The 22126-nt window shown below is 64.1% G+C and carries 18 protein-coding genes; 7 read left to right on the plus strand and 11 right to left on the minus strand.

Annotation, left to right across the window (positions count from 1 at the left end; genetic code table 11):
- Nucleotides 1-140 precede the first annotated feature (140 nt).
- Nucleotides 141-1088, plus strand: coding sequence for a nitrilase-related carbon-nitrogen hydrolase (locus AC1Q6C_RS01795; protein ID WP_230358946.1), 948 nt, complete (start codon nucleotides 141-143; stop codon nucleotides 1086-1088).
- Entirely contained in the window at nucleotides 1085-2110 is a 1026-nt protein-coding gene (locus tag AC1Q6C_RS01800; protein ID WP_007727577.1) for an agmatine deiminase family protein, read from the plus strand. Before AC1Q6C_RS01795 ends, AC1Q6C_RS01800 begins: the two co-directional genes overlap by 4 nt.
- Nucleotides 2111-2121: 11 nt before the next feature.
- On the opposite strand, the gene AC1Q6C_RS01805 is transcribed toward AC1Q6C_RS01800, so the two are convergent.
- The 3 genes from AC1Q6C_RS01805 to AC1Q6C_RS01815 are packed head-to-tail and all read right to left on the minus strand — an operon-like array spanning nucleotide 2122 to nucleotide 5916.
- A complete protein-coding gene (locus AC1Q6C_RS01805) occupies nucleotides 2122-4059 on the minus strand; it encodes a VWA domain-containing protein (protein ID WP_042449031.1) in 1938 nt (645 codons plus the stop codon).
- A 9-nt stretch (nucleotides 4060-4068) separates the two neighbouring features.
- On the minus strand, nucleotides 4069-5445 hold the full coding sequence (locus AC1Q6C_RS01810; protein WP_102999408.1) for an ATP-binding protein: 1377 nt from the start codon (nucleotides 5443-5445) through the stop codon (nucleotides 4069-4071).
- 54 nt (nucleotides 5446-5499) lie between these two features.
- The gene (locus tag AC1Q6C_RS01815; protein WP_003946398.1) at nucleotides 5500-5916 is read right to left on the minus strand and encodes a VOC family protein; all 417 of its coding nucleotides are present in this window, start codon (nucleotides 5914-5916) and stop codon (nucleotides 5500-5502) included.
- 85 nt (nucleotides 5917-6001) lie between these two features.
- On the opposite strand from AC1Q6C_RS01815, the gene AC1Q6C_RS01820 reads away from it, so the two are divergent.
- The 3 genes from AC1Q6C_RS01820 (at nucleotide 6002) to AC1Q6C_RS01830 (ending at nucleotide 8242) form a co-directional block, all read left to right on the plus strand.
- The gene (locus AC1Q6C_RS01820; protein WP_007727593.1) at nucleotides 6002-6574 is read left to right on the plus strand and encodes a DUF4126 domain-containing protein; all 573 of its coding nucleotides are present in this window, start codon (nucleotides 6002-6004) and stop codon (nucleotides 6572-6574) included.
- Between the two features lie 27 nt (nucleotides 6575-6601).
- Nucleotides 6602-7570: an alpha/beta hydrolase family protein gene (locus AC1Q6C_RS01825; protein WP_230358947.1), complete on the plus strand. Its 969-nt coding sequence runs from the start codon at nucleotides 6602-6604 to the stop codon at nucleotides 7568-7570.
- Nucleotides 7571-8020: 450 nt separating this feature from the next.
- Nucleotides 8021-8242: a hypothetical protein gene (locus tag AC1Q6C_RS01830; protein ID WP_003946391.1), complete on the plus strand. Its 222-nt coding sequence runs from the start codon at nucleotides 8021-8023 to the stop codon at nucleotides 8240-8242.
- Nucleotides 8243-8318: 76 nt separating this feature from the next.
- On the opposite strand, the gene purH is transcribed toward AC1Q6C_RS01830, so the two are convergent.
- The 4 genes from purH to AC1Q6C_RS01850 all read right to left on the minus strand — a co-directional run bounded on the left by purH (nucleotide 8319) and on the right by AC1Q6C_RS01850 (nucleotide 13306).
- A complete protein-coding gene (gene purH / locus AC1Q6C_RS01835) occupies nucleotides 8319-9878 on the minus strand; it encodes a bifunctional phosphoribosylaminoimidazolecarboxamide formyltransferase/IMP cyclohydrolase (RefSeq protein ID WP_003946407.1) in 1560 nt (519 codons plus the stop codon).
- Nucleotides 9871-10590, minus strand: a complete 720-nt coding sequence (purN, locus tag AC1Q6C_RS01840) for a phosphoribosylglycinamide formyltransferase (RefSeq protein ID WP_030534875.1) — start codon at nucleotides 10588-10590, stop codon at nucleotides 9871-9873. The genes purH and purN overlap by 8 nt, the downstream gene beginning before the upstream one ends.
- 6 nt (nucleotides 10591-10596) lie before the next feature.
- Nucleotides 10597-12129: a cell division protein PerM gene (locus AC1Q6C_RS01845; protein ID WP_492666347.1), complete on the minus strand. Its 1533-nt coding sequence runs from the start codon at nucleotides 12127-12129 to the stop codon at nucleotides 10597-10599.
- 121 nt (nucleotides 12130-12250) lie between these two features.
- A complete protein-coding gene (locus AC1Q6C_RS01850; RefSeq protein ID WP_042921326.1) occupies nucleotides 12251-13306 on the minus strand; it encodes a DUF5336 domain-containing protein in 1056 nt (351 codons plus the stop codon).
- 86 nt (nucleotides 13307-13392) lie between these two features.
- On the opposite strand from AC1Q6C_RS01850, the gene AC1Q6C_RS01855 reads away from it, so the two are divergent.
- Nucleotides 13393-14028 carry an IMPACT family protein gene (locus AC1Q6C_RS01855; RefSeq protein WP_003946418.1) on the plus strand — a complete coding sequence of 212 codons (636 nt, stop codon included), beginning with the start codon at nucleotides 13393-13395 and terminating at the stop codon, nucleotides 14026-14028.
- A 42-nt stretch (nucleotides 14029-14070) separates the two neighbouring features.
- Here the strand turns inward: AC1Q6C_RS01855 and sucD are convergent, their stop codons facing one another.
- The 3 genes from sucD to AC1Q6C_RS01870 all read right to left on the minus strand — a co-directional run bounded on the left by sucD (nucleotide 14071) and on the right by AC1Q6C_RS01870 (nucleotide 18179).
- On the minus strand, nucleotides 14071-14973 hold the full coding sequence (gene sucD / locus AC1Q6C_RS01860; RefSeq protein WP_003946432.1) for a succinate--CoA ligase subunit alpha: 903 nt from the start codon (nucleotides 14971-14973) through the stop codon (nucleotides 14071-14073).
- 15 nt (nucleotides 14974-14988) lie between these two features.
- Nucleotides 14989-16158: an ADP-forming succinate--CoA ligase subunit beta gene (gene sucC / locus AC1Q6C_RS01865; RefSeq protein ID WP_003946426.1), complete on the minus strand. Its 1170-nt coding sequence runs from the start codon at nucleotides 16156-16158 to the stop codon at nucleotides 14989-14991.
- 179 nt (nucleotides 16159-16337) lie between these two features.
- Nucleotides 16338-18179 (minus strand): hypothetical protein, encoded by a 1842-nt coding sequence (locus AC1Q6C_RS01870; protein WP_492666348.1) that lies wholly within the window; start codon nucleotides 18177-18179, stop codon nucleotides 16338-16340.
- Nucleotides 18180-18411: 232 nt separating this feature from the next.
- Between AC1Q6C_RS01870 and AC1Q6C_RS01875 the strand changes: the two genes are divergently transcribed.
- Nucleotides 18412-19434 carry a M23 family metallopeptidase gene (locus AC1Q6C_RS01875; RefSeq protein WP_030534879.1) on the plus strand — a complete coding sequence of 341 codons (1023 nt, stop codon included), beginning with the start codon at nucleotides 18412-18414 and terminating at the stop codon, nucleotides 19432-19434.
- A gap of 78 nt (nucleotides 19435-19512) precedes the next feature.
- Here the strand turns inward: AC1Q6C_RS01875 and pcrA are convergent, their stop codons facing one another.
- Nucleotides 19513-22005, minus strand: coding sequence for a DNA helicase PcrA (pcrA, locus tag AC1Q6C_RS01880; RefSeq protein WP_003946394.1), 2493 nt, complete (start codon nucleotides 22003-22005; stop codon nucleotides 19513-19515).
- Nucleotides 22006-22126 lie beyond the last annotated feature (121 nt).

Here is a 22126-nt window from a genome sequence, read left to right on the forward strand (position 1 = left end):
TGTAGTGATCCACACCGTTCGGGGCGCTGCAAAAAACAATTCCTCGAAAGTCCTTGATCAATCAGCGCTCACCCACCATACTTAACGAATCACATTCGTTTTACGTTGAACGTCGAATACCCGAGCACCGAGGAAACCCCATGCTGACGATCACCGCCCTCACCCCACCCGAGTCACCGGCCGCGACTTCGCCGTCCACGTCCACCCCTCTGCGTGTAGGTCTCGTCCAACATCGCTGGCACGAGGACCAAGACGACCTCCACGCCGAATTGAGCGAAGGCATTGCGTCCGCAGCGAAGCTGGGCGCTTCCGTGGTCTTTCTTCCAGAGCTGACGCTCAGCCGCTACCCCGCCTCCGCCCCGGCCGGCGACAATCCCGGACGCGCGGCGGAAGACCTGCTCACCGGACCCACTTTCGCCTTCGCCACCAAGGTCGCTGCGGAGAACCAGGTTCTCGTTCACGCGTCGTTGTACGAGCGCAGCGACGCCGAGGACGGCCTGGGCTTCAACACCGCGATCCTGGTCTCGCCCGGGGGTGAACTTCTCGGTCGTACCCGCAAGCTCCACATTCCGGTGACGGCCGGGTACTACGAGGACACGTACTTTCGCGGCGGTCCGTCCGAGGACGCATACCCCGTTCACGAGGCACTCGGCGCCAAGTTCGGACTCCCGACATGCTGGGACGAGTGGTTCCCCGAGGTCGCACGTGCATACTCCCTCGCCGGCGCCCAGGTCCTGGTGTACCCGACGGCGATCGGCTCGGAACCCGATCACCCGAACTTCGACACCCAACCGCTGTGGCAGCAAGTGATCGTCGGAAACGGTATCGCCAACGGCACTTTCATGGTTGTCCCCAATCGCCACGGCAGTGAAGGTCTCATCACCTTCTACGGTTCGTCGTTCATCTCGGACCCGTACGGACGCATCCTCGTTCAGGCTCCGCGCGACGAATCAGCCGTCCTGGTCGCAGATCTCGACCTGCAGCACCGTGAAGACTGGCTTGCGCTGTTCCCGTTCCTGGCCACTCGCCGACCCGACACCTACTCGGCCCTGACCGCACCGGTGAACACTGCAGGAGCCAACCGATGACATGGCGCATGCCCGCGGAAAGTGAGCCGCACGAACGTACCTGGATGGCGTACCCGAGCGCCGGATACTCTCTCGGGGACACTGCGGAAGAACAGCACGAAGCGCGCTCGACGTGGGCAGCCGTCGCCCACGCCGTCGCCGAATTCGAGCCGGTCACCGTCGTCGTCGATCCCGCCGAAGTCGAAGAAGCACGAAAGTACCTGTCCGAGAAGGTCGACATCGTCGAGGCACCTCTCAACGACGCGTGGATGCGCGACATCGGGCCGACGTTCGTCCTGTCCGACGAAGGCCGTCTCGGCGGAGTCGACTGGGTGTTCAACGGCTGGGGTGCACAGGATTGGGCGCAGTGGGACAAGGACTCGAAGATCGGCGCATTTGTCGTCGAACAATCCGGTGCCCAGTTGATCGACTCACCAATCGTCAACGAGGGCGGCGGTATTGCGGTCGACGGTCTCGGCACCGTCTTGGTCACCGAAACCGTCCAACTCGATCCGGGACGAAACCCCGACCTGACGAAGGCCGACATCGAGGCCGAACTCGCCCGCACCATCGGCGCCAAGCACGTGATCTGGCTTCCCCGCGGATTGACTCGCGATCAGGAGACCTACGGAACGCGCGGACACGTCGACATCGTCGCTGCCATCTCTTCCCCCGGAGTGGTACTCGTCCATGACCAACGCAATCCGGTGCACCCCGACTACGCCGTCAGCAAGACGATCATCGAGTTGTTCGAAAGCTCGACGGACGTCGGCGGTCGGCCGTGGAAGGTCATTCGGGTACCTGCGCCCGAGATCCTGCGCGACGACGAGGGATTCGTCGACTACAGCTACATCAACCATCTCGTGGTCAATCGCGGAGTGATCGCCTGCAGCTTCGACGATCCGGCCGACGCCGAAGCGGCCCGGATCCTTGCGGCCGCCTACCCCGGGCGCACCGTCGTCACCGTCGACGCCAGACCACTGTTCGAACGTGGCGGCGGCATCCACTGCATCACCCAGCACCAGCCCGCTGAACAAGACTGACGGCGGCAGAATTAGCGGCGACCTCGCATGTAGTCACTCACGACCGCGGCGCCGAGGCCGTCCAGGTCCGGCGCGATGACGCGTCCACCCACACGGTGCGCCATCCGGTCGACCACCCTGGCCAGACCTGGATCCTCACCGAGGCGGAAGAACGTGACCTTGGCGCCCAGCCTGGCCACCGCGTCGAGTGCTCGAACCGTCAAACCGAGGGTTCGCGCACTCGGCGGGTAGTCGAACCTGGCTTCTCCGTCCGCTTCGAGATGAGCCGTCGGCTCACCGTCGGTGACGATCAGTACCACCGGCTGTGCGTTGGAGTGGCGTCGAAGATGCCTGGCCGCCAACAACAGTGCGTGGTGCAGGTTGGTTCCCTGGTCCCACGCGCCGTCCAAACCAGCGAGCTCCGACGGGCTCAGCACGTGCGCGTGGCGTCCGAAGGCGATCAACTGGAGTTCGTCGCTGCGAAATCGCGTACTCACCAGATGATTGAGTGCCAGAGCGGTGCGCTTCATCGGTACCCAACGCTCTTCCATCACCATCGAGAACGACGTGTCCACCAGGAGAGCAACCGCGGCCTGACTGCGCTGTTCGGTTTCGGCCACCTCGACATCGACGACGCTCAGCCGCACCGGCATTCGGCCCGGGTCACGCAGGACGGCGTTGGTGATGGTTCTCGTGACGTCCCACGGTTCCGTGTCCCCGAATTCCCATTCGCGGGACGCTCCGGTCGGTTCACCCATCGCACCGGCCCGACGCGTATCGCGTTGACCGGTTCGCGACGACAGTTGCCCGGCGACATCGCGCAGAGCAGTCTGCCCGAGCTGTCGCATGGCTTTGGGCGACAAGCGCCATTGACCATCCGGTGCACGATCGAAGAAACCCTGTTCCTGCAAAGCCTTTTCGAGATCGGCCAGGGTGCGAGCATCAGCGGCGGCTTCGTCGCCGAGTTGCCGCGCGAGTAGCTCGGGGTCGATGTCGTCGAGCGCCGCGCCCGCGTATTGCTGCGACAGTTGATCCGCCAAGGATTCCAGCTCGGCGATGTCCTGCAGGGCACCGGTCCCCTCACCCAACCCCATTCCGTTGTCGCCGCGGAACTGTTGCGAACCTTCCCAGTCCTCACCCGGCCGAGCCGCCTGAAGGAACTGGTCGAGTTGACTCAGCTCACTCATCAGGCTCGGATCACCGAACGCCTGCTGCGCCAACGCATCCAACTCGTCACGCTGCTCCTGCGAGAGCGAGTTCCGCAATCGTTGTGCAGCCGCCGCGCGCTGCGCCAAAGAATCCAGAAGTTCCTCGACGTTGCGCGGGTTGTCCGGGAAATACTGCCCGTGCTTGTCCATGAACTCCGCGAACTGCTCCGCAGTGTCGACGCCGCGAGAGTGCGCGTCGAGCAGTTGATTCAGATCAGCCAGCATCTGGCGTATCTGCTCACGATCCTCGTCGGTGGCGCCCTCGAGTGCCTGCTTCATTCCCGAGAAGCGTTGATCGAGAACCTCACGTCCGAGCAGATCACGAATCTTCTCGTAATCCGCGCGAGCCTGTTCGCTGCGCCAGTTGTAGTCGGCCAGATCTTGCACGGCCTGAGCTGTCGACGGCGGTAACTCCTCGATCCGCATTTCGTTGAATCGTGCGTCGTCGTCGAGAGCACGTGCCAGTTCTTTGCGCTCTTCGAGCACCGCCTTGTCGAGAAGCTTACGAACCTCGTCGAGCGTTCCGTCGAGATTGTTGCGGCGTAGCAACTCACGTCGGCGCCGGTTCGCCTGGGCAGCAAGGTCGTCGAGCCCGCGCATGTCCCGGTTGCCTCGGCGCAGGAGCTCTCGGAGGGCATGGCGCGGCGACGTGCCCGACAACACGTCGTCGCCGATTGCTGCCAGGGCCTCGCGCAGATCCACGGGAGGCGCGAGCGGATCGGGACCACCGTCGTAAGGCCCGTACCGCGGATTGTGGATCATCACTGCCCCTTACGAATACACCGAGCGGCCGCCCGGGCCTTGATCTTTGGAGATCCGGCGCGCGAGGTAAAGCCCTTCGAGGGCAAGTTCGGCACCGGCGGCACGCTCGCCGTCGGATTGCGCGCCGAGGCGTTCGGCTACTTCGTCCAGGACCTCGAGGTCCGGAAGCTCGTCGAGAAATGCCTTGGCCGTGACAGATTCACCGGTGACGATCGTGTTGCCCATCTCCACCGCAGCAACCAGCATCCCCAGGTCGATCCCGCCGAGACGTACCCGAACCGTATCGGCCGTCGCGCGACGCAGCAGGTGCTCGAGCACCTCCAGTTCTCGTCCCTCTTCACCGGATTCGAACTCGACCTTGCCGCGAAGAACCTCGACCACGGACTCGAGATCGACGGGCCGCGCAACAGGATCGGCTTCGCCGAGCACCGCTGCCCGTCGTACCGCGGCGGCACTGACGGTTTCCGCGCCGGCGACGGCAAAGCGTGCCGACACACCCGATCGCTGGTCCACCGAGGTGGATTCGCGTAGCAAGCGCGTGAACCTGGCAAGAATTTCGAGAAGGTAGTCAGGCACCTCCGCGGCCAGGTGCGCCTCCTGCTCGATCACCGCGATCTCGCCCGCCAACTCGACGGGGTAGTGAGTGCGGATTTCTGCGCCGAAGCGGTCCTTGAGCGGTGTGATGATGCGCCCGCGGTTGGTGTAGTCCTCGGGGTTGGCGCTCGCGACCAGAAGAACGTCCAACGGAAGCCGAAGCGTGTACCCGCGGACCTGGATGTCCCGCTCTTCCATCACGTTGAGCAAGGAGACCTGGATGCGCTCGGCGAGGTCGGGAAGCTCGTTGATGGCCACGATTCCGCGATGCGCGCGAGGCACGAGGCCGAAGTGAATGGTCTCCGGATCACCGAGGCTCCGGCCTTCGGCAACCTTGACCGGATCGACGTCGCCGATCAGGTCGGCGACCGAGGTATCCGGCGTCGCCAACTTCTCGGAGTACCGCTCGCTGCGGTGTCGCCAGGCGATCGGGAGGTCGTCGCCCAGTTCCTTGGCTCGACGTATCGAAGCCGGGGTGATCGGCTCGTACGGGTGCTCCCCCAGTTCCGAGCCTTCGATGACGGGCGTCCACTCGTCGAGCAGGAGCCCGAGAGTGCGAAGCAGCCTCGTCTTTCCCTGACCTCGTTCGCCGAGCAGAACCACGTCGTGGCCGGCGATCAGCGCCCGCTCGAGTTGCGGGGCGACCGTGTCCTCGAACCCGACTATCCCGGGCCAGGGGTCACGGCCGTCCCGCAACGCGGCGAGAAGATTCTCTCGTAGTTCTTCCTTGACACTTCGCTGTACGTGTCCGGAGGCGCGTAGCTCTCCGAGGGTTTTTGCGACAGTCACCACTCCACGCTACGAGTGTTTGCGGGGTTTCGCCTCTCGCCAAGGAAGTTCGGTCGCTCAGCCCTCGATGTTCTCGGGATTCATCCAGATGATTTCCCAGATGTGGCCGTCGGGATCCTGGAAGCTGCGGCTGTACATGAAGCCGTGATCCTGCGTCGCGTTACCTTCGGAACCGCCGGTCTCGAGCGCCTTGTCGACGAGGGCGTCGACGGCCTCACGGGTCTCGGCCGAGAGACCGAGCAGCGCTTCCGTCGACGTCGAGGTGTCGGCGATGCCCTTGGTGGTGAAGGTCTTGAAGAAGGGCTCGGCCAACAGCATCACGACGATGGTGTCACTGATGACCATCGACGACGCGTTCTCGTCGGAGAACTGCGTGTTCTTGGAGTATCCGAGGCCCTCGTAGAAGGTGGTGGCCTTGCCGAGGTCCTTGACGGGCAGGTTGAGGAAGAACATCGGCTGCGGGTTTGTCGCCATGAAAGGTCCTTTCCGAGACTTTGCTGTGCGCCTTTATTAACCGCCGGCGGTTAATAAAGGCGCACAGTAGACCTAAACTCCACCCATGGATACCTGGGTGTTGCCCGCCATGCTCGGCCTCGGACTCGCCGCAGCGTCCGGAATGCGAACCTTCCTGCCCCTGCTGATGCTCAGCGCTGCCGTCCACTTCGAACTGTTCGGGATCACCGTCGGCGAGTCGATGCGGTGGATCGGATCGACCGGCGCGCTGGTGGCATTGGCAATCGCCGCGGTGGTCGAACTGGGTGCCGACCTCATTCCGTTCGTGGACAACGCACTCTCGGTGATCGGGAACGTCACGGGGCCGATCGCCGGAGTGATCGCGGCCTGGGCGGCCTTCAGCCATCTCGACCCTGCGATGGCCGCGTTGGCGGGCATCATCGTCGGAGCGCCGACGGCGTTGACGTTCAGCGCCGCGCAGACCGGCACTCGCGCGGTCAGTACGGCCACTACCGGTGGGCTGGCAAATCCCGTCGTTTCCGTCATCGAGGATGTGCTGACTTTCTTCACCTCCTTGATCGCGATGATCTTGCCGCTCCTGATCATTCCCCTGCTCGCCGCGCTCTTGTGGTTCAGCTGGCGTGGCTGGCGTCGTGTCCGGAGTCTGCGCACCGCCTGACCGCACCGACCTGGTAGACAAGTCGTCATGTCCGACACCGAGATCTCGTTCCAATCCGGCGACGTCACCCTGTACGGGAGTCTTCGCCTGGCCGCCTCACCCGACGCCCCTGCCCCGGCCGCGCTGATTCTGGCCGGCAGCGGCCCCACCGATCGCAACGGCGACAGCGCCCTCCTCGAAGGCGACATCGGAACTCTGCGGTTCATCGCGGATCTTCTTGAAAATCAAGGGATTTCAAGCCTGCGTTACGACAAGCTCGGCAGTGGCGAAACCGCCCTCGGCGACTACGACATCGAGGACATCGCCGATCTCGGCTTCAACACTTTTGTCGACGCCGCCTCCGACGGACTGGACTACCTCGCCGGGCAACCCGGTGTCGATCCCGAGCGCTTGTTCGTGGTGGGACACAGCGACGGCGCCGTAGTCGCACTGGCTCTCGCCACCGCGAAAGAGGGCACGAGAGTCAGCGCCCTCGCACTGCTCGAGCCACTCAGCGTCAGACTTCTCGATCTACTCACGACGCAGATTCACCGCCAGCTCGACGCCGTCGTCGGCGCCGGTCAGTTGCCGGTCGAACTGGCTGACGAACTGCGCGTCGCGCTCGCCGATGCCGTCGAGTCGCTGCGATCCGAGGGCACTGTTCCGGATGACCTGCCCGAGCCGCTGCAGAATGCGGGACTCGTACACGCCAATGCCAAGGCACTCGCCGAGGAAGACGCATTGGACCCGGTTGCGCTCGTGGCGGCGCTACCGGCGGGCATGCCCGTTCTCACGAGCTGCTCGGACAAGGACATCCAAGTCATTCCCGCCGATGTCGCGGCACTCGACGCCGCGCTCTCACATACAGCGCTGACTTCCGTGCGGATGCGCAACGCCAACTTCGTACTCAAGGACATCGGCGACGAACAGTCCACCGGTGCCGACTACGTCGCGCCGCTTCCGTACTCGGCAGAGTTCTCGGAGCCCTTCACAGCGTGGGTCCGTTCGTTCTCCTGATCACGTACAGACCGAACGTCCTCTTTTTCAGGTAGAAAGTTCCCTCCGCGAACCATCGCGGAGGGAATTCTGCTTTCTACGCCTGACCTGCAATGAAGACTCTTTCAATCCAGCGAACCTGGGGACAGAAGTCACCCGGAGTTTACGTTCGCGGCGCTTTTTATTGGTGCGAACCCTCGATCCGTGCTGTACGGTCATCCATTAACTAGCAACGCCACACAGAAAGGACCGGACATCATGTCGCTACACCCGCACGTCGTATCCGTACCTTCGTGGCGCAGCTGCACCGCAGACAAGCACATTTTTTCGGCCGCAATGTCGGCCAAGCACATGGGCAACAAGCGCGGTGTACCCCGAGAATGATCCCCAGTTTCACCGGATTCGTTCTCGGCACCCAGGGCAAACGCCTCGGGTGCCTTTTCTTTTACCTTTCACACGCAGGAGCACCACATGAAACTTCGAGTCAACCAACTGTCCATCGCGCCGCCGTATGTCGATCTGCCCGGTGACCTCACCGGATACGCCGTCACCCTGGATCTTTCACACTCCGATGCGGCCCACGAAGCTACCCTCGGCGCATTGATCAGCGAGATCCGCAGTCGCGGAGCCTCACGCGTCGTCATCACCGGCTCACCCCGCGAACTCCAGGGCACCCACAGCAGCGCCGCCTGAAAGACCCGGGCGGCCTGAATGCAGAACGGGCCCCGAACTCCCGTTGAGGAGTCGAGGCCCGCTACCGACGCAGGGGTCAGTGCGCGAAGTGGCGCGCACCGGTCAGATAGAGAGTGACACCGGCTTCCTTGGCTGCGGCAATCACTTCGTTGTCGCGAACCGAACCACCCGGCTGCACAACAGCCTTGACGCCGGCGTTGAGCAGCACCTGCAGACCGTCAGGGAACGGGAAGAACGCGTCCGAAGCTGCAACCGAACCTACGACGCGGTCACCGGCTCGCTGAACAGCCAGATGCGCTGCGTCGACGCGGTTGACCTGGCCCATGCCGACGCCGACAGAGGCACCGCCGGAGGCCAGCAGGATCGCGTTGGACTTCACCGAACGGCTGGCGCGCCAAGCAAATTCGAGGTCAGCGAGAGTCTCGGCATCGGCAGCCTCACCGTTGGCGAGGGTCCAATTGGCCGGGTTGTCGCCGTCGGCGTCCAGGACGTCGCGCTGCTGGAGCAAGGTACCGCCGGAGATCGGACGCAGTTCGATTCCGGTAGCGGTCGGAGCGGCTGCCTTCAGAACACGAATGTTCTTCTTACGCTGCAGAACCTCGACAGCTCCGTCTTCGTACGAGGGCGCGATGACGACCTCGGTGAAGATGTCGGCGATCTGCTCGGCCAGTTCGACGGTGACCTCGCGGTTGGCAGCGATCACACCACCGAAAGCACTGACCGGATCGCATGCATGCGCCTTGCGGTGGGCGTCGGCGATGTCGGTGCCGATGGCGATGCCACACGGGTTGGCGTGCTTGATGATTGCGACGGCCGGATCAGTGAAGTCGTACGCTGCGCGCCACGCTGCGTCGGAGTCCGTGTAGTTGTTGTACGACATCTCCTTGCCGTGCAACTGCTCCGCCTGAGCCAAACCTGCAGGCGCAGCCGGGTTTTCGTACAGCGCAGCGTCCTGGTGCGGGTTCTCGCCGTAGCGAAGAACTGCGCTGCGGTTCCAGGTAGCACCGACCCAGGCCGGAAACAGCGAACCGTCTTCGTCAGCGGCGATCGTGCTCGTCATCCAGCTCGCAACAGCGACGTCGTACGACGCAGTGTGCTGGAACGCCTGCGCCGCAAGCACAGTGCGCTCACGCAAGGTGAATCCGCCACCGGCAACGGCAGTCAGGACGTCGGCGTAACGAGCCGGATCGACCACGACGGCAACCGACGGATGGTTCTTGGCTGCAGCACGCACCATCGACGGGCCGCCGATGTCGATCTGCTCGACGCACTCGTCCGGGCTAGCGCCCGAGGCAACCGTCTCGGTGAAGGGGTACAGGTTCACGACAACCAATTCGAAGGTCGCGATGCCGAGTTCCTCGAGCTGAGCGAGGTGATCCGGCTTGCGGGTATCGGCGAGAACGCCGGCGTGGACGCGCGGATGCAGCGTCTTCACACGGCCTTCGAGGCATTCCGGGAATCCGGTCAGAGCCTCGACCGGGGTCACGGGGATTCCGGCGTCGGCGATCTTCGACGCGGTCGAACCGGTCGAGACCAACTCGACACCGGCCTCGTGCAGGCCCGTGGCCAGCTCGATCAGACCACTCTTGTCGTAGACGCTGACAAGTGCACGGCGCACAGCCTTGCGTTCACTCACTGGGGATCACGGCCTTTCGTCCATCGGAAACCACTCCGCGCGTAGCAACAGCGGCGATGACGTCCGCCAACAACCGTCGCTCCACAATTTTGATGCGTTCATGCAACGAAGACTCGGTGTCGTCGTCATGCACCGGCACAGCTTCCTGCGCCAAGATCGGCCCGGTATCAACTCCGCCGTCGACGAGATGCACCGTGGAACCGGTGACCTTCACGCCGTACGCCAGAGCGTCGGGAACCGCGTGCGCGCCGGGAAAGGCAGGCAGCAACGCGGGATGAGTGTTGATGATTCGGCCGCCGAAACGCTCGAGAAAGCTGGGGCCGAGGATTTTCATGAAGCCTGCACTGACCACGAGATCGGGTTCGTACTCGGCCACTGCTGCTGTCAGCGCCTCGTCCCAGGCGGCACGATTTTCGTAGGTCTTGATCGAGACCTTGAAGGACGGGATCTTCGAATCCGCAGCGTGCTCGGCGGCGAGGCAGTCACGATCTACACCGACGGCAACGATCTCGGCGGGGTATCCCTCGGCATGCGAAGCGTCGATCAGCGAAGTCAGCAGGGTTCCCGCGCCGGAAGCGAGTACGACTACCCGCGCGACAGAGTCGCGAAATTGGACCCTGTCGGGCATTGTCGGCTGCGGATTGTCGGCCGAGGCAGTCAGCGCACTACTCCTGAGAACTGGAAGATGATGCGGCCGGAGTATCGGCCGCATGACAGCCTAGTCGCTGGACTCCTGCGGCTTCGAGGGCAGGTCGGTCTCCGGCTCGGCCCCGGCTGTGGGGTCCGCCTCGGGTGCCGCGACAACCTCCGCGTCGACTACTTCGATCTCGACGGTTTCCTCTGTCACTACCTGCACGGGTTCGCCTGATTCTTCGACAATTTCGGCTTCGACGACCTTGGTCACTACCACCGCAGATTCCTGGGCGAGCACTTCGTCGGCGTTTTCGTCGTCCTCGCCATCCGTTGTGGCCGCGGCCGTGATCGCAAGTTCGGGCTCGGATTCTCGAGCCGGTTCAGCCGTCGGCGGCGCAACCTCGTCCTTCATGTGTCCGCGGTGTGAGAACCACATCGCGAACAGCGCCGAGACGGTTCCGAACAATCCCAGCCACGCGAAAGTCAGAAGACCGAAGCCCCACCACAGGACCTCGACGGTGCCGAACTGCCCGAGGTCTCCCCCCGCAGCAAGGGCAAGCAGAGCCATGACGACGCCGGCACCGGCAGCTGCCGTCAGCACTGCGAGCACACTGTCCTGCCCGGCGATGCGTCGAGCGCAATCACGGCCGAGCATCACACCCACCGCAGCCGGAACGACCAACAGCACCGGCCAGATTCCGCCGGCGACGCCTTCCGGAACCGCTCCGAGAAGGGGCAAGGGTGGCAGATCTCCACCGATGTTGCCGAACACGCTGATGGAGACGTTTCCGAAATCGGCCGTCGATCCCGTCATCACCGCGGCTGCACCGACCACGAGGTTCGGCAGGTAGAGCAGCGACAACACCGTCAATCCCAGTACGCCGACAAACCCGTTGCCGCGTGCGAGTAGGTCACCGACCGTCGACCACGACACGAGTAGCGACACCACGACGGCCACGGCGCCCGCAGCCAGCAGCGCTGCCGACGCAGCCACGGCCGGACGAACAGCGGCAGATGCCCACGGCGGAATCTCGGCGACGACGCGATCCCAGTGCGCAGCAGCAACACCGACGGACGCGGCGATCAGGTGAATCCCGGCGACCCAGCCGAAAGCGGCCAACGTGTTGGGGCTCGACAGCGGAATTGCCGCGGAGGCGTCGGCGACAACGGCGAGAGCGATTGCCGTGATAGTCAACGGTCCGGCTACCGCCGCCCCCACCAGGCGGAGGGTGTCGTCACGGGAGTCGGTGTGCACCGCAGTCGACGCGCATCGGCGTGCGACCACCCACATCATGACCGCCGTTGGAAGCAGTGGCAGTACACCGAGTTGGACGCCGCTGATAGTCGCCGGCACCTGGTGGATGGCCAACCATGTAGTGGCAATGGCGCCGAAGGTTCCGGTCAGATCGCTGCTCGCCGATACCAAAGTGACCACGACGACAGCCGCGATCAGCAGCATCGTCAGGCCCGACGGTCGGAAGGCGACGGTCAGCAGCTTGCGCGCCAGGTCCGGGTTCGGTCCCGGGCGACCGCCGCCGACGCGGCCGCTGCCAGTACGACCACGTCCGGGTCGTGAGGACGTGGGACGGGACCGGGTGCCATCAATCAAAGAACTCATCCCCTCGAGGGTTTCACTCGACAGTGCGCCGCGCACTCAGGCGCGCCGTCGGGCTCACGGAATGTGGCCTCCACCCGCAGCGGGTCGGAGGCCACATTCATGTTCGTGAAACGAAGAAATACTACTGCTGACGCTCGTCGGGGTTCTGCGAGCCGAAGACCTTGGTCTCGGCCGCGGAATCGCTGCTGCCCTGGTCAGGTTCCGCAGACGGCGTCGGCGCTTCGAAGGTAGGCGGCTCGAAGCCCGTCGGCTGCTCGGTCGAGCCAGTCTGCTGCTGGTTGTACGGCTGGCCGTAACCGCGTGGAGCGGTGAACTGATCCGACGAGTAACTCGGGTTCGGCTGGCCACCGGGCTGAGAGGTCAGCGGATAGTAAGACGACGTCGTCGCGGCCGACGAGTCGGTCTGTCCGGGATTTTGCACCGGGTTCTGCCCGTAGGGAGACGCAGTCTGGCCGTAAGGCGGCTGCGAAGCGGTCGGGTCGACGGGGGCGGCGTGCGCTCCCCCGTATCCCTGCTGCTGCGCCTGCCCGTACTGCGGATTCTGCTGGTACTGGCCCGGCTGCTGAGCCTGCTGAGGCTGGCCGTACTGAGCCTGTCCGTATCCCTGTGGCTGACCTGGCGCCTGCCCCGGCGCCTGGCCCTGGGGCTGGCCGTAAGGCTGCTGCTGACCGTACTGCTGAGCTACCGGTCGGGGCGCGGGCGCCTTCAGAATTCCGATCTCGAACAACAACGCGGCGACTGCGACGACGGTCTGCACGAACGAGAGGATCAGCACGATGATCAGGCCCCAACCGAGGCTGATGTCGACGTAGTCGCTGGTACCGACGGAGAACGCGGCGAACACCAAAGCGAAGAAACCCGTGAGGGTGAGCGCTGCGGCAATGCCTGCATACGACTGCTTCGGGAGGAGCGATACGCCCGCAACCACACCGCCGGCGAAAACGAATCCGAGGCCGTAGATGCTCGATTCGAAGAAACTCGAACTGGTATCCAGGCCGCTACCGATGCCGCTGCTGCTTCCACTGATCGACGTGAAGGGCGCAAAACCGAGCAGGAAATTGATCAGGCCGAGTGCCGCGACGGCGATGAGCAGGATGAATCCGAGATTCTTGGTTCCACCGCCCGCTGCCGGCTGATTCGGTGGCCCGAAGCTGGGCCCTTGCGGCGTGAACGTCATGACTTCTCCTCGTAGACGGTCTTCGATGGTTACCAGCGTATGTGTCTCGACTTCGCACGCTAACACCGACAGGAGACAATGGGCAGATGCCCTTCACCCTCGCGCCCGGCGCCGACCACGTCGTCGAAACCGAGGTGAAGCACTCACGATTCATCGCCGCGCTTCACCGGGTAGACGACGCCGAAGCCGCCACGGAGTTCGTCGCGGAGCAGAAATCGCTGTATCCCGATGCGCGCCATCATTGTTCGGCTTTCGTGATCGGATACGAGGCGAACTCACGCGTCGAACGTGCACACGACGACGGTGAACCGGGCGGCACTGCCGGGGTGCCGATGCTTCAGGTTCTCAAGTCTCGAGATCTGGTCGATGTGATTGTTGTCGTCACGCGCTATTTCGGCGGAATCAAGCTCGGCGCCGGTGGATTGGTCCGCGCGTATTCGGGAGCGGTCTCGGTGGCTCTCGATTCGGCCGAGCTTGTGGCCAGGGAGAGAAAGGTCCTGCGCACTTTGGCGATCCGGCACTCAGAGGCCGGTCGGGTGGAAGCGGAGCTGAGAGCGCGGGGCGTCTCGGTGCTCGGAACTACGTATGGATCGAAGGCGGTGATGACGCTCGCCGCCGGTGACGCCGACGATCTCGATTCGATCGTCGCATCCATCACATCCGGTGCCGGGCAGTTGGAACCTGCCGGGTCGATGTGGGTCGATACCACTGTGCGTGGTTAAGGAGTCCGGAAACTCCCTAACCACGCACGGGGGCGAAGCCCCTTACAGGGACTGAAGAATCTCGCGAGCGAGAGCAGCGGTAGCGGACGGCGTCTTGCCGACCTTCACGCCTGCAGCTTCGAGAGCTTCCTGCTTTGCCTGAGCAGTTCCCGAGGAACCGGAGACGATGGCACCGGCGTGGCCCATGGTCTTGCCTTCGGGAGCGGTGAAGCCTGCCACGTAGCCGACGACCGGCTTGGTGACGTTGGCCTTGATGTAATCGGCTGCACGCTCTTCCGCGTCGCCACCGATTTCACCGATCATCACGATGACCTTGGTCTCGGGATCCTTCTCGAACGCCTCGATGGCGTCGATGTGGGTGGTTCCGATGACCGGGTCGCCGCCGATGCCGATGGCGGTGGAGAAGCCGAAGTCACGGAGTTCGTACATCATCTGGTAGGTCAGGGTGCCCGACTTGGAGACCAGGCCGATGGGGCCGGTGCCTGCAATGTTGGCGGGCGTGATGCCGACGAGGGCCTCACCCGGGGTGATGATGCCGGGGCAGTTCGGTCCGATGATGCGGGTCTTCTTGCCCTTGGACTCGTTGTACGCCCAAGCGTAAGCGGAGTCCTGAACCGGGATGCCCTCGGTGATGACCACGAGGAGCGGGATCTCCGCGTCGATGGCCTCGACGATGGCGTCCTTCGAGAAGGCCGGGGGAACGAATGCGATGGAGACGTCTGCGCCGGTCTCCTTGATTGCCTCTTCGACCGTCGCGAAGACGGGGAGCTCGACAGGGGAACCGTCAGCTGCAACGTGCGAGACCGTGGTGCCGGCCTTGCGAGCGTTGACGCCGCCGACGACCTGGGTGCCGGCCTTGAGCATCAGAGCGGTGTGCTTGGTGCCCTCGCCGCCGGTGATGCCCTGGACGATGACCTTTGAATCCTTGGTGAGGAAGATTGCCATTGTTCTGTGAGTCCCTTACTTCGCTGCGTGAGCGAGTTCGGCGGCCTTGTCGGCGGCCTCGTCCATGGTTGCGACGACCGTGACCAGCGGGTGGTTGGCCTCGGCGAGGATGCGACGACCCTCTTCGACGTTGTTTCCGTCCAGGCGAACGACGAGCGGCTTGTTGGCCTCGTCACCCAGGGTCTTCAGTGCGCCGACGATGCCGTTGGCAACTGCGTCACACGCGGTGATGCCGCCGAAGACGTTGACGAACACGCTCTTGACCTGTGCATCGTTGAGGATGACATCCAGGCCGGCAGCCATGACTGCAGCGGAAGCTCCGCCGCCGATGTCGAGGAAGTTGGCGGGCTTGACGCCACCGTGGTTCTCGCCGGCGTATGCGACGACGTCCAGCGTGGACATGACCAGGCCTGCGCCGTTGCCGATGATTCCGACCTCACCGTCGAGCTTGACGTAGTTGAGGTCGTTTTCCTTGGCCTTGAGCTCGAGGGGATCGGTAGCGTCGCGATCCTCGAATGCCTCGTGGCCGGGCTGACGGAACGCTGCGTTCTCGTCGAGGGTGACCTTGCCGTCGAGGGCGAGGATCTGATCGTCAGGCGTACGAACGAGGGGGTTGACCTCGACGAGGAGTGCGTCTTCGCCGATGAAGACCTCCCACAGCTTCTGGATCGTCACGGCCGCTGCGTCGAGCACCTCTGCGGGCAGCTTTCCTGCCTCGGCGATGCTGCGCGCGAACGCGAGGTCGACGCCCTTGACTGCGTCGACGGGGATCTTGGCGAGAGCGTCGGGGTTCTCCTCGGCGGTGACCTCGATCTCGACGCCACCCTCTACCGAGCACATGGCCAGGTAGGTGCGGTTGGTGCGGTCGAGCAGGAAGGAGATGTAGTACTCCTCGGCAATGTCACTTGCCTCTGCGACCAGCAGCTTCTTGACGACATGGCCCTTGATGTCCAGGCCCAGGATTGCCTCGGCGTTTGCCACTGCGGCATCCACGTCGGGCGAGTACTTGACGCCACCGGCCTTGCCGCGGCCGCCTACCTTGACCTGTGCCTTCACCATCACGGGCTTACCGATTTCTTCGGCAATCTCGCGTGCGCCGGCGACTGTGTCTGTAACACGTCCAGCCGAAGTCGGCACTCCGTGCTTGGCGAAGAGTTCCTTCGCCTGGTATTCGAAGAGATCCATCTGCTCACCGTCTCGTCTGCGTTGTCACCCGCTCGAGGGGTAGGAGCGGGTCTGTTCTGGACTTTAACCAGTTGCCGCGTTCGGTTTGCGCCCGCATTGATGCTATGTGGCCCAAGTCACGCGCAATTGCCCGATGAGGCACGCCTCACCGATTCGGCAAGGTGGCCACACCGAATTTGTCAAGCATCAGTCTCACTGATTCTTGCGCTCGAGAACGCTGCAACGAGAAGCAACACTATGCCCGTGGCCGCTGTGATCGCACCCACCCCCACGGTTGCGTCCGATATGCGCGATGACGTGAGTGGCCACTCACCGACGTACACCAGAGCTGCCACGGCAGATCCGATCAGCAATGCCGCGCCCCGCGACGGCCGCGCGGACGCTGCGATCACAGCGGCGATCACGACGGTGACGCCGACGAGCAGTTGACCCCAGACGTCAATTCCCCACGGCCACTCCAGAACTGAGGCCGCCGTATAGGCGTCGCCCTGATAGAGGGGAAGCGCGGTTCCGATCAGGACAGCGACGGCGCCGATCCCACCGACGATAAGCACCAGCCCTCGCGAACCGCCACCTACCGACGTGTCGACATCCTCACGCTCGGCGCTTCCCGCCAGCCAGACGAGCAGTCCCGTCGCCGCAGCGAGGAAAGCCGCGCCGCAGAGCACGAAGGCACCGGCCCCCAACCCGACGCCCGGTACGTCCGTGGCGATGACAGCCGACTGCATGACAGCGGCGACTCCCATCACGACCGTGGTCCACAACACGCCGACGGCCGGCCGCACCACCGCGGCGCGGCCCGGGGCGAACAAGCCCAGACCGGCGACCAGCAGTACAGCAGCCGCGAGCAGGACAACTCGAGACGAGAGCATGGACGGTTCGGGGATGTTCTCCGGCAACGACAGGACCGGAAGTGCCACGCCCAGGGCTGCCACTGCTGCGGTGACAACTGCGCCGATACCGGCAACGCGGTGAAGTCTGTTCACCCGCGCTTGCGCCGCGCGGGACTGAGCCACCATCGCCGCTTTCAGCGCACCCTTTGTCGTCTTCGCGGGTGCGCGAACCACACTTTCAGCGGGAATCGCATCTTTTTCACGCCTGGAAGCGAGGTAGGGAGCTGAAACGCCGATCACGGCGATGACCACGGCGGCCAGTGCCCCGACCACCGATCCCGAACCGGCGCCGATCCGATCGCCGGCCGCGAACCCAGCCATCACCCTGGTTCCACTGACTGCGAGTGCGCCGAGACCGACACCGATCAGGGCGCCGCAGCCCACCGGTAGCGAGATGGACGTCAATGCCGCCGCGACCGCAACGAGTACCGCGACGCCGACCAATCCCGTACCGACGGCGGTGGCCGCCGCCGAGTCGACGAGCGGTTTGACCAGAAAGATCGGATCCTGCGAACTGAAGGAAGGACCGAACAGGGAGAGCACCAACACCACCGCGGCCAGAATCAGCAGCGCTGTCGGCCACCCACCGATCCGCCCGCCAACCGATCGCCCGTCGAATTCCGCGGCGCGAGCGCTGCCGTATCCGTCCCGCTCCGATTCACGATGGACGACCATGAAGCCGAGGACACCGGACACCACAAGAAGTCCGTGGCCCGCGAGCGCGAGATAAGCGCCCGGACCCGCATCGATCGAACCCGCCGAAATCGGACGGAAAAGGTCCAAGCGGTTTGCATCGATTGCGTCGACGAACAACTGAACGTCGAGGATCGCCGCGCCGAGGGACACCGCGCCGATACCTGCCAGGAGTCCACCTGCGAAGGCGGGCCTGCGCCCCGAGGTGAGCACCGCAACCAGCGGCACGACGATCGTGCAGACGGCCGCGAAGAGAGCGGCAGAAGCAAGCGCCCCCGTCGTGTCGACCCCGCGGCCACTCCCGACTCCGACGACGGGACTGGCTGCCACTCCGACGGCACCGAGCAGTCCGATTACTGCCGCGAGTGGCGCCCCGGACTTCACTCCGGGGTCGTCGAAACGCGCCTGCGACGTAGTTCCAGGTGTTGTGGACACTCGATCGACGGTAGTGCCTGAATGGACCGGTGATCCGGTTGTGACACGCGTGATCACGAAACGAGATGATTCGTCCGTTTTGCCCGGATCGACATATTCCCAGGTCAAGCTGTGAGGCACGTCACATAATCGGACAGGTTTCCGCTACGGCTTGCGCCCATCGCAATCATTTCGTTACCGTCAGTCGGTCTAAGTCACGGGCTGATCACGAACTCGAGGAGAGAACCGGCATATGCATCACCGCAGCCAGTTCACCGCTAGTAGGTTCTCGAACTCAGCTCCAGACGAGGTCACGACCACTTATCCAACGCACTCGGCCAGGCGTTACACCGAGACCAAAAGTTCTGAGATCTCTACCGATATGTTCACTCGAAATTCATCCTCCACGTCGTCAGATTCCGACTCTCACGAGTTCGTCGAGTCCGACGTGATCAGCACCCCCACTTACGCCTCCTCCGCACCGACAGTCGATGTCGAATCTCCGGTTCGCCGCAGCGGTGCTCACCGACTCCCCACCCCTCCCTCCGCTCTCAAGGGCCGCGCCGCCGTTCTGGCAGTTGCAGCCGGCGCGGTTGTCGCCGCGGGCCAGGCAGTTGTCAACGACGGTTCCTCTTCTGCCGCCGACCACTCGGAAGTTGCACTCGCCAACGAGTCCTCCGCGATCGGTACCACCGCAGAACCGCAGGCCGCTCAGTTCGCTCCGGCCACCTCCACGGCAGCCACCACCGAGGCCGACGCTCCGCAGGTCCTCAACGTCGCAGCGCCGACCGACCTCTCCCAGTTCAGCAACCTGCTTGCCAAGGGCCAGCGTTTCAGTGACGAGCGCGCAGCACGCGAAGCCGCTGCCCGTCGCCCGCTGTTCGTCCTGCCGGCAGTGGGCACGTTCACGTCCAACTTCGGCACCCGCTGGGGCACCCTGCACGCCGGCGTCGACATCGCCGCCCCGATCGGGACGCCCATCGTCGCCGTCGCCGACGGCAAGGTCATCGATTCAGGTCCGGCTTCCGGGTTCGGCATGTGGGTACGCCTACAGCACGCAGACGGAACGATCACCGTCTACGGCCACATCGACACGTCCACCGTCACGGTTGGTCAGCAGGTCATGGCCGGCGACCAGATCGCCACTGTCGGCAACCGTGGCTTCTCCACCGGCCCGCACCTTCACTTCGAGGTTCATCTCGCCGGCGAGAACAAGATCGATCCCCTCCCCTGGCTCGCCTCACGCGGCATCAGCCTCGGCGTCGAGCAGGACTGATCGCAAGCCCAACGCTTCTGATGAAAAACTTCCGGCCCGCACCTTTCCAGGTACGGGCCGGAAGTTTTTGCCTGTCTTCTACAGCTTGACCATCGGCACACCGCCGATGAGCATCAACCGCACCTTGCCCGCGCTACCGAAGTCGATGGTGACCGTCGCGGTGGGGCCAGTGCCCTTGGTTTCCAACACGGTGCCCAGACCGTACTTGTCGTGACTGACGCGGTCACCCGTGGCGAGGACCAGAACGTTGTTGCGGCCACGCGCGGCACCGAAACTGGGAGTCGACGCGGCCTTGCCGGACCCTCCCCCGTAGTTCTGCCCGCCGCCGTATCCCTGGCCGCCCTGGCTGCCGTAGCGGCTTCCGCTGCCGTAACCCGGCCTGCCGCTTCCGAATCCGCCACCGGTGCCCGGATCCTCACGGCGCCAGTTGATCAGGTCCTCCGGGATCTCCTGGATGAACCGCGACGCCGGGTTCTGGATCGGTTGCCCCCACGCCGAACGCATGATCGCGCGCGTCAGGTACAGGCGCTGCCTGGCACGGGTGATGCCGACGTAAGCAAGTCGACGCTCTTCGGACAGCTCCGCCGGATCGCCGAGGGCGCGCATGTGCGGGAACTGCCCGTCCTCCCAACCGGTGACGAAGACGACCGGGAACTCGAGGCCCTTGGCGGTGTGAAGCGTCATCATGGTCACGACGCCGTCGTCGGAGTCCGGCAGTTGATCGGCGTCGGCGACAAGCGATACCCGTTCGAGGAAGGCGGCAAGCGAACCCGGATCGGGTTCACCTTCACGCATTGCTGCGGTTTCCTCGTCGTCCGGATCGATCAGCCCGGCCGCGTTTCGCGCGTCGGAACTGAATTCCCTTGCCACGCTGACGAGTTCGTTCAAGTTGTCGAGTCGCGCGCCATCCTGCGGATCGCTGCTCGCCGCAAGCTCGGCGCGGTAGCCGGTGCGCTCGAGCACCGCCTCGGCAACCTCACCGATGTCACCGAGCTCGAACGGTTCGTCCTCGTCGGCGGCCGCTGTCGGTAGCAGGGCCCGCAGCCCGTCCATCATCTCGAGGAACGACGCGATGGCCTTCTGTGACCGCGTATTGAGCAGCGCCACTTTGCCTTCCGCGCCGTCACGGAGAGCGGCGGCGAAGCTGATGTTGCGATGCTCGGAGTGCACGGCGACGCAGGCTTCGGCTCGATCACCGATACCGCGTCGGGGGGTGTTGAGAATGCGTCGCAGGCTCACGGTGTCGTCCTCGTTGGCGAGGACGCGCAGATACGCGACGATGTCCCGAACTTCCTTGCGCTCGTAGAAGCGAACGCCGCCGACCACCTTGTACGGCACTCCGAGTCGAATGAAGATCTCCTCGAGCGCGCGCGAGGAGTTGTTGGTCCGGTAGAACACCGCGATGTCGGCGAACTTGGTCTCGCCCTGGTCCACCAGCCGATCGATCTCCGAGGCGACAAACGATGCTTCGTCGTGCTCGTTGTCTGCAACGTAGCCGACGATCAGTTCGCCTTCACCCGAATCGGTCCACAGACGCTTTTCTCGTCGGCCGGTGTTCTTGGAAATCACGGAGTTGGCCGCAGACAGAATGTTCTGCGTCGAACGGTAGTTCTGTTCGAGAAGGATGGTCCGAGCATCCGGGTAGTCGCGTTCGAACTCTTCGATGTTGCGGATAGTGGCTCCGCGGAATGCGTAGATCGACTGATCGGCGTCACCGACGACGCACAGTTCGGCCGGGGCAACGGCGTGGTCGGACTCGCCGGCACCGCCGACCAGTTCACGCACAAGCATGTATTGCGCGTGGTTGGTGTCCTGGTACTCGTCGACGAGCACGTGACGGAAGCGGCGGCGGTAGTACTCGGCGATCTGTGGAAACGCCTGAAGAAGCGCGACGGTCTCACCGATGAGATCGTCGAAGTCGAGTGCGTTCGCCGCACGCAGCCGCTGTTGGTAGTGGCCGTAGACCTTGGCGATCAGTCGCGGAAGTTCGGCCGGATCCTGATCGGCTGCGACAACCGCCTCTTCCGGTCCGACGAGTTCGTTCTTCAGATTGGAGATATGCGTAGCGAGAAGCCGCGCGGAGAATCGTTTGGTGTCGAGCTCGAGGTCCTTCGAGATCATCGTCAGCAGTCGACGCGAATCGTCGGAATCGTAGATCGAGAAATTCGAGTTCAAACCGGGTAGGAGCGCCGCCTGTGCTCGCAGAATCCGCACGCAACTGGAGTGGAACGTCGAGACCCACATGGCGTTGGCACGCGGTCCGACAAGAGCTGCCACACGCTCGCGCATCTCGGCCGCAGCCTTGTTGGTGAACGTGATGGCCAGGATCTGACCGGGGGTGACACCCCGTTCGGCCAGCAGATAGGCGATACGACGCGTCAGCACTGCAGTCTTGCCCGAGCCGGCGCCCGCGACTATCAGCAACGGCGAACCGGCATGGACCACGGCCTCGCGCTGTTGCGGGTTGAGACCCTCGAGGAGGGCGTCCGAACCCGCGTCGTGTCCCCGCGCGCCGCCCCCGTCGTGCTGGGAATGTCCGTCGTGCTCACCGAGTGCTGGGTACGTGTTCATCGCCTGTCCACGCTACCGGCGTCCACCGACACGGTCGTCAGTGCGTCCACCTGCTGGTAGAGGCACTTGGATTACCTGTGTCGAGCATGGCAAACTGGACGCTATGTTCAGCATTTCCGTT

Source organism: Rhodococcus sp. MT28 (assembly GCF_058792695.1).

What these genes read in the sequence shown, in the direction of transcription:
- AC1Q6C_RS01805 (WP_042449031.1), bottom strand. Translation starts at nt 4,059, where the DNA reads ATGATCCACAATCCGCGGTACGGGCCTTACGACGGTGGTCCCGATCCG.
- AC1Q6C_RS01825 (WP_230358947.1), top strand. Translation starts at nt 6,602, where the DNA reads ATGTCCGACACCGAGATCTCGTTCCAATCCGGCGACGTCACCCTGTAC.
- AC1Q6C_RS01820 (WP_007727593.1), top strand. Translation starts at nt 6,002, where the DNA reads ATGGATACCTGGGTGTTGCCCGCCATGCTCGGCCTCGGACTCGCCGCA.
- AC1Q6C_RS01850 (WP_042921326.1), bottom strand. Translation starts at nt 13,306, where the DNA reads ATGACGTTCACGCCGCAAGGGCCCAGCTTCGGGCCACCGAATCAGCCG.
- AC1Q6C_RS01875 (WP_030534879.1), top strand. Translation starts at nt 18,412, where the DNA reads ATGCATCACCGCAGCCAGTTCACCGCTAGTAGGTTCTCGAACTCAGCT.
- AC1Q6C_RS01815 (WP_003946398.1), bottom strand. Translation starts at nt 5,916, where the DNA reads ATGGCGACAAACCCGCAGCCGATGTTCTTCCTCAACCTGCCCGTCAAG.
- AC1Q6C_RS01855 (WP_003946418.1), top strand. Translation starts at nt 13,393, where the DNA reads ATGCCCTTCACCCTCGCGCCCGGCGCCGACCACGTCGTCGAAACCGAG.
- pcrA (WP_003946394.1), bottom strand. Translation starts at nt 22,005, where the DNA reads ATGAACACGTACCCAGCACTCGGTGAGCACGACGGACATTCCCAGCAC.
- AC1Q6C_RS01845 (WP_492666347.1), bottom strand. Translation starts at nt 12,129, where the DNA reads ATGAGTTCTTTGATTGATGGCACCCGGTCCCGTCCCACGTCCTCACGA.
- sucC (WP_003946426.1), bottom strand. Translation starts at nt 16,158, where the DNA reads ATGGATCTCTTCGAATACCAGGCGAAGGAACTCTTCGCCAAGCACGGA.
- AC1Q6C_RS01800 (WP_007727577.1), top strand. Translation starts at nt 1,085, where the DNA reads ATGACATGGCGCATGCCCGCGGAAAGTGAGCCGCACGAACGTACCTGG.
- purN (WP_030534875.1), bottom strand. Translation starts at nt 10,590, where the DNA reads ATGCGGCCGATACTCCGGCCGCATCATCTTCCAGTTCTCAGGAGTAGT.
- sucD (WP_003946432.1), bottom strand. Translation starts at nt 14,973, where the DNA reads ATGGCAATCTTCCTCACCAAGGATTCAAAGGTCATCGTCCAGGGCATC.
- AC1Q6C_RS01830 (WP_003946391.1), top strand. Translation starts at nt 8,021, where the DNA reads ATGAAACTTCGAGTCAACCAACTGTCCATCGCGCCGCCGTATGTCGAT.
- AC1Q6C_RS01795 (WP_230358946.1), top strand. Translation starts at nt 141, where the DNA reads ATGCTGACGATCACCGCCCTCACCCCACCCGAGTCACCGGCCGCGACT.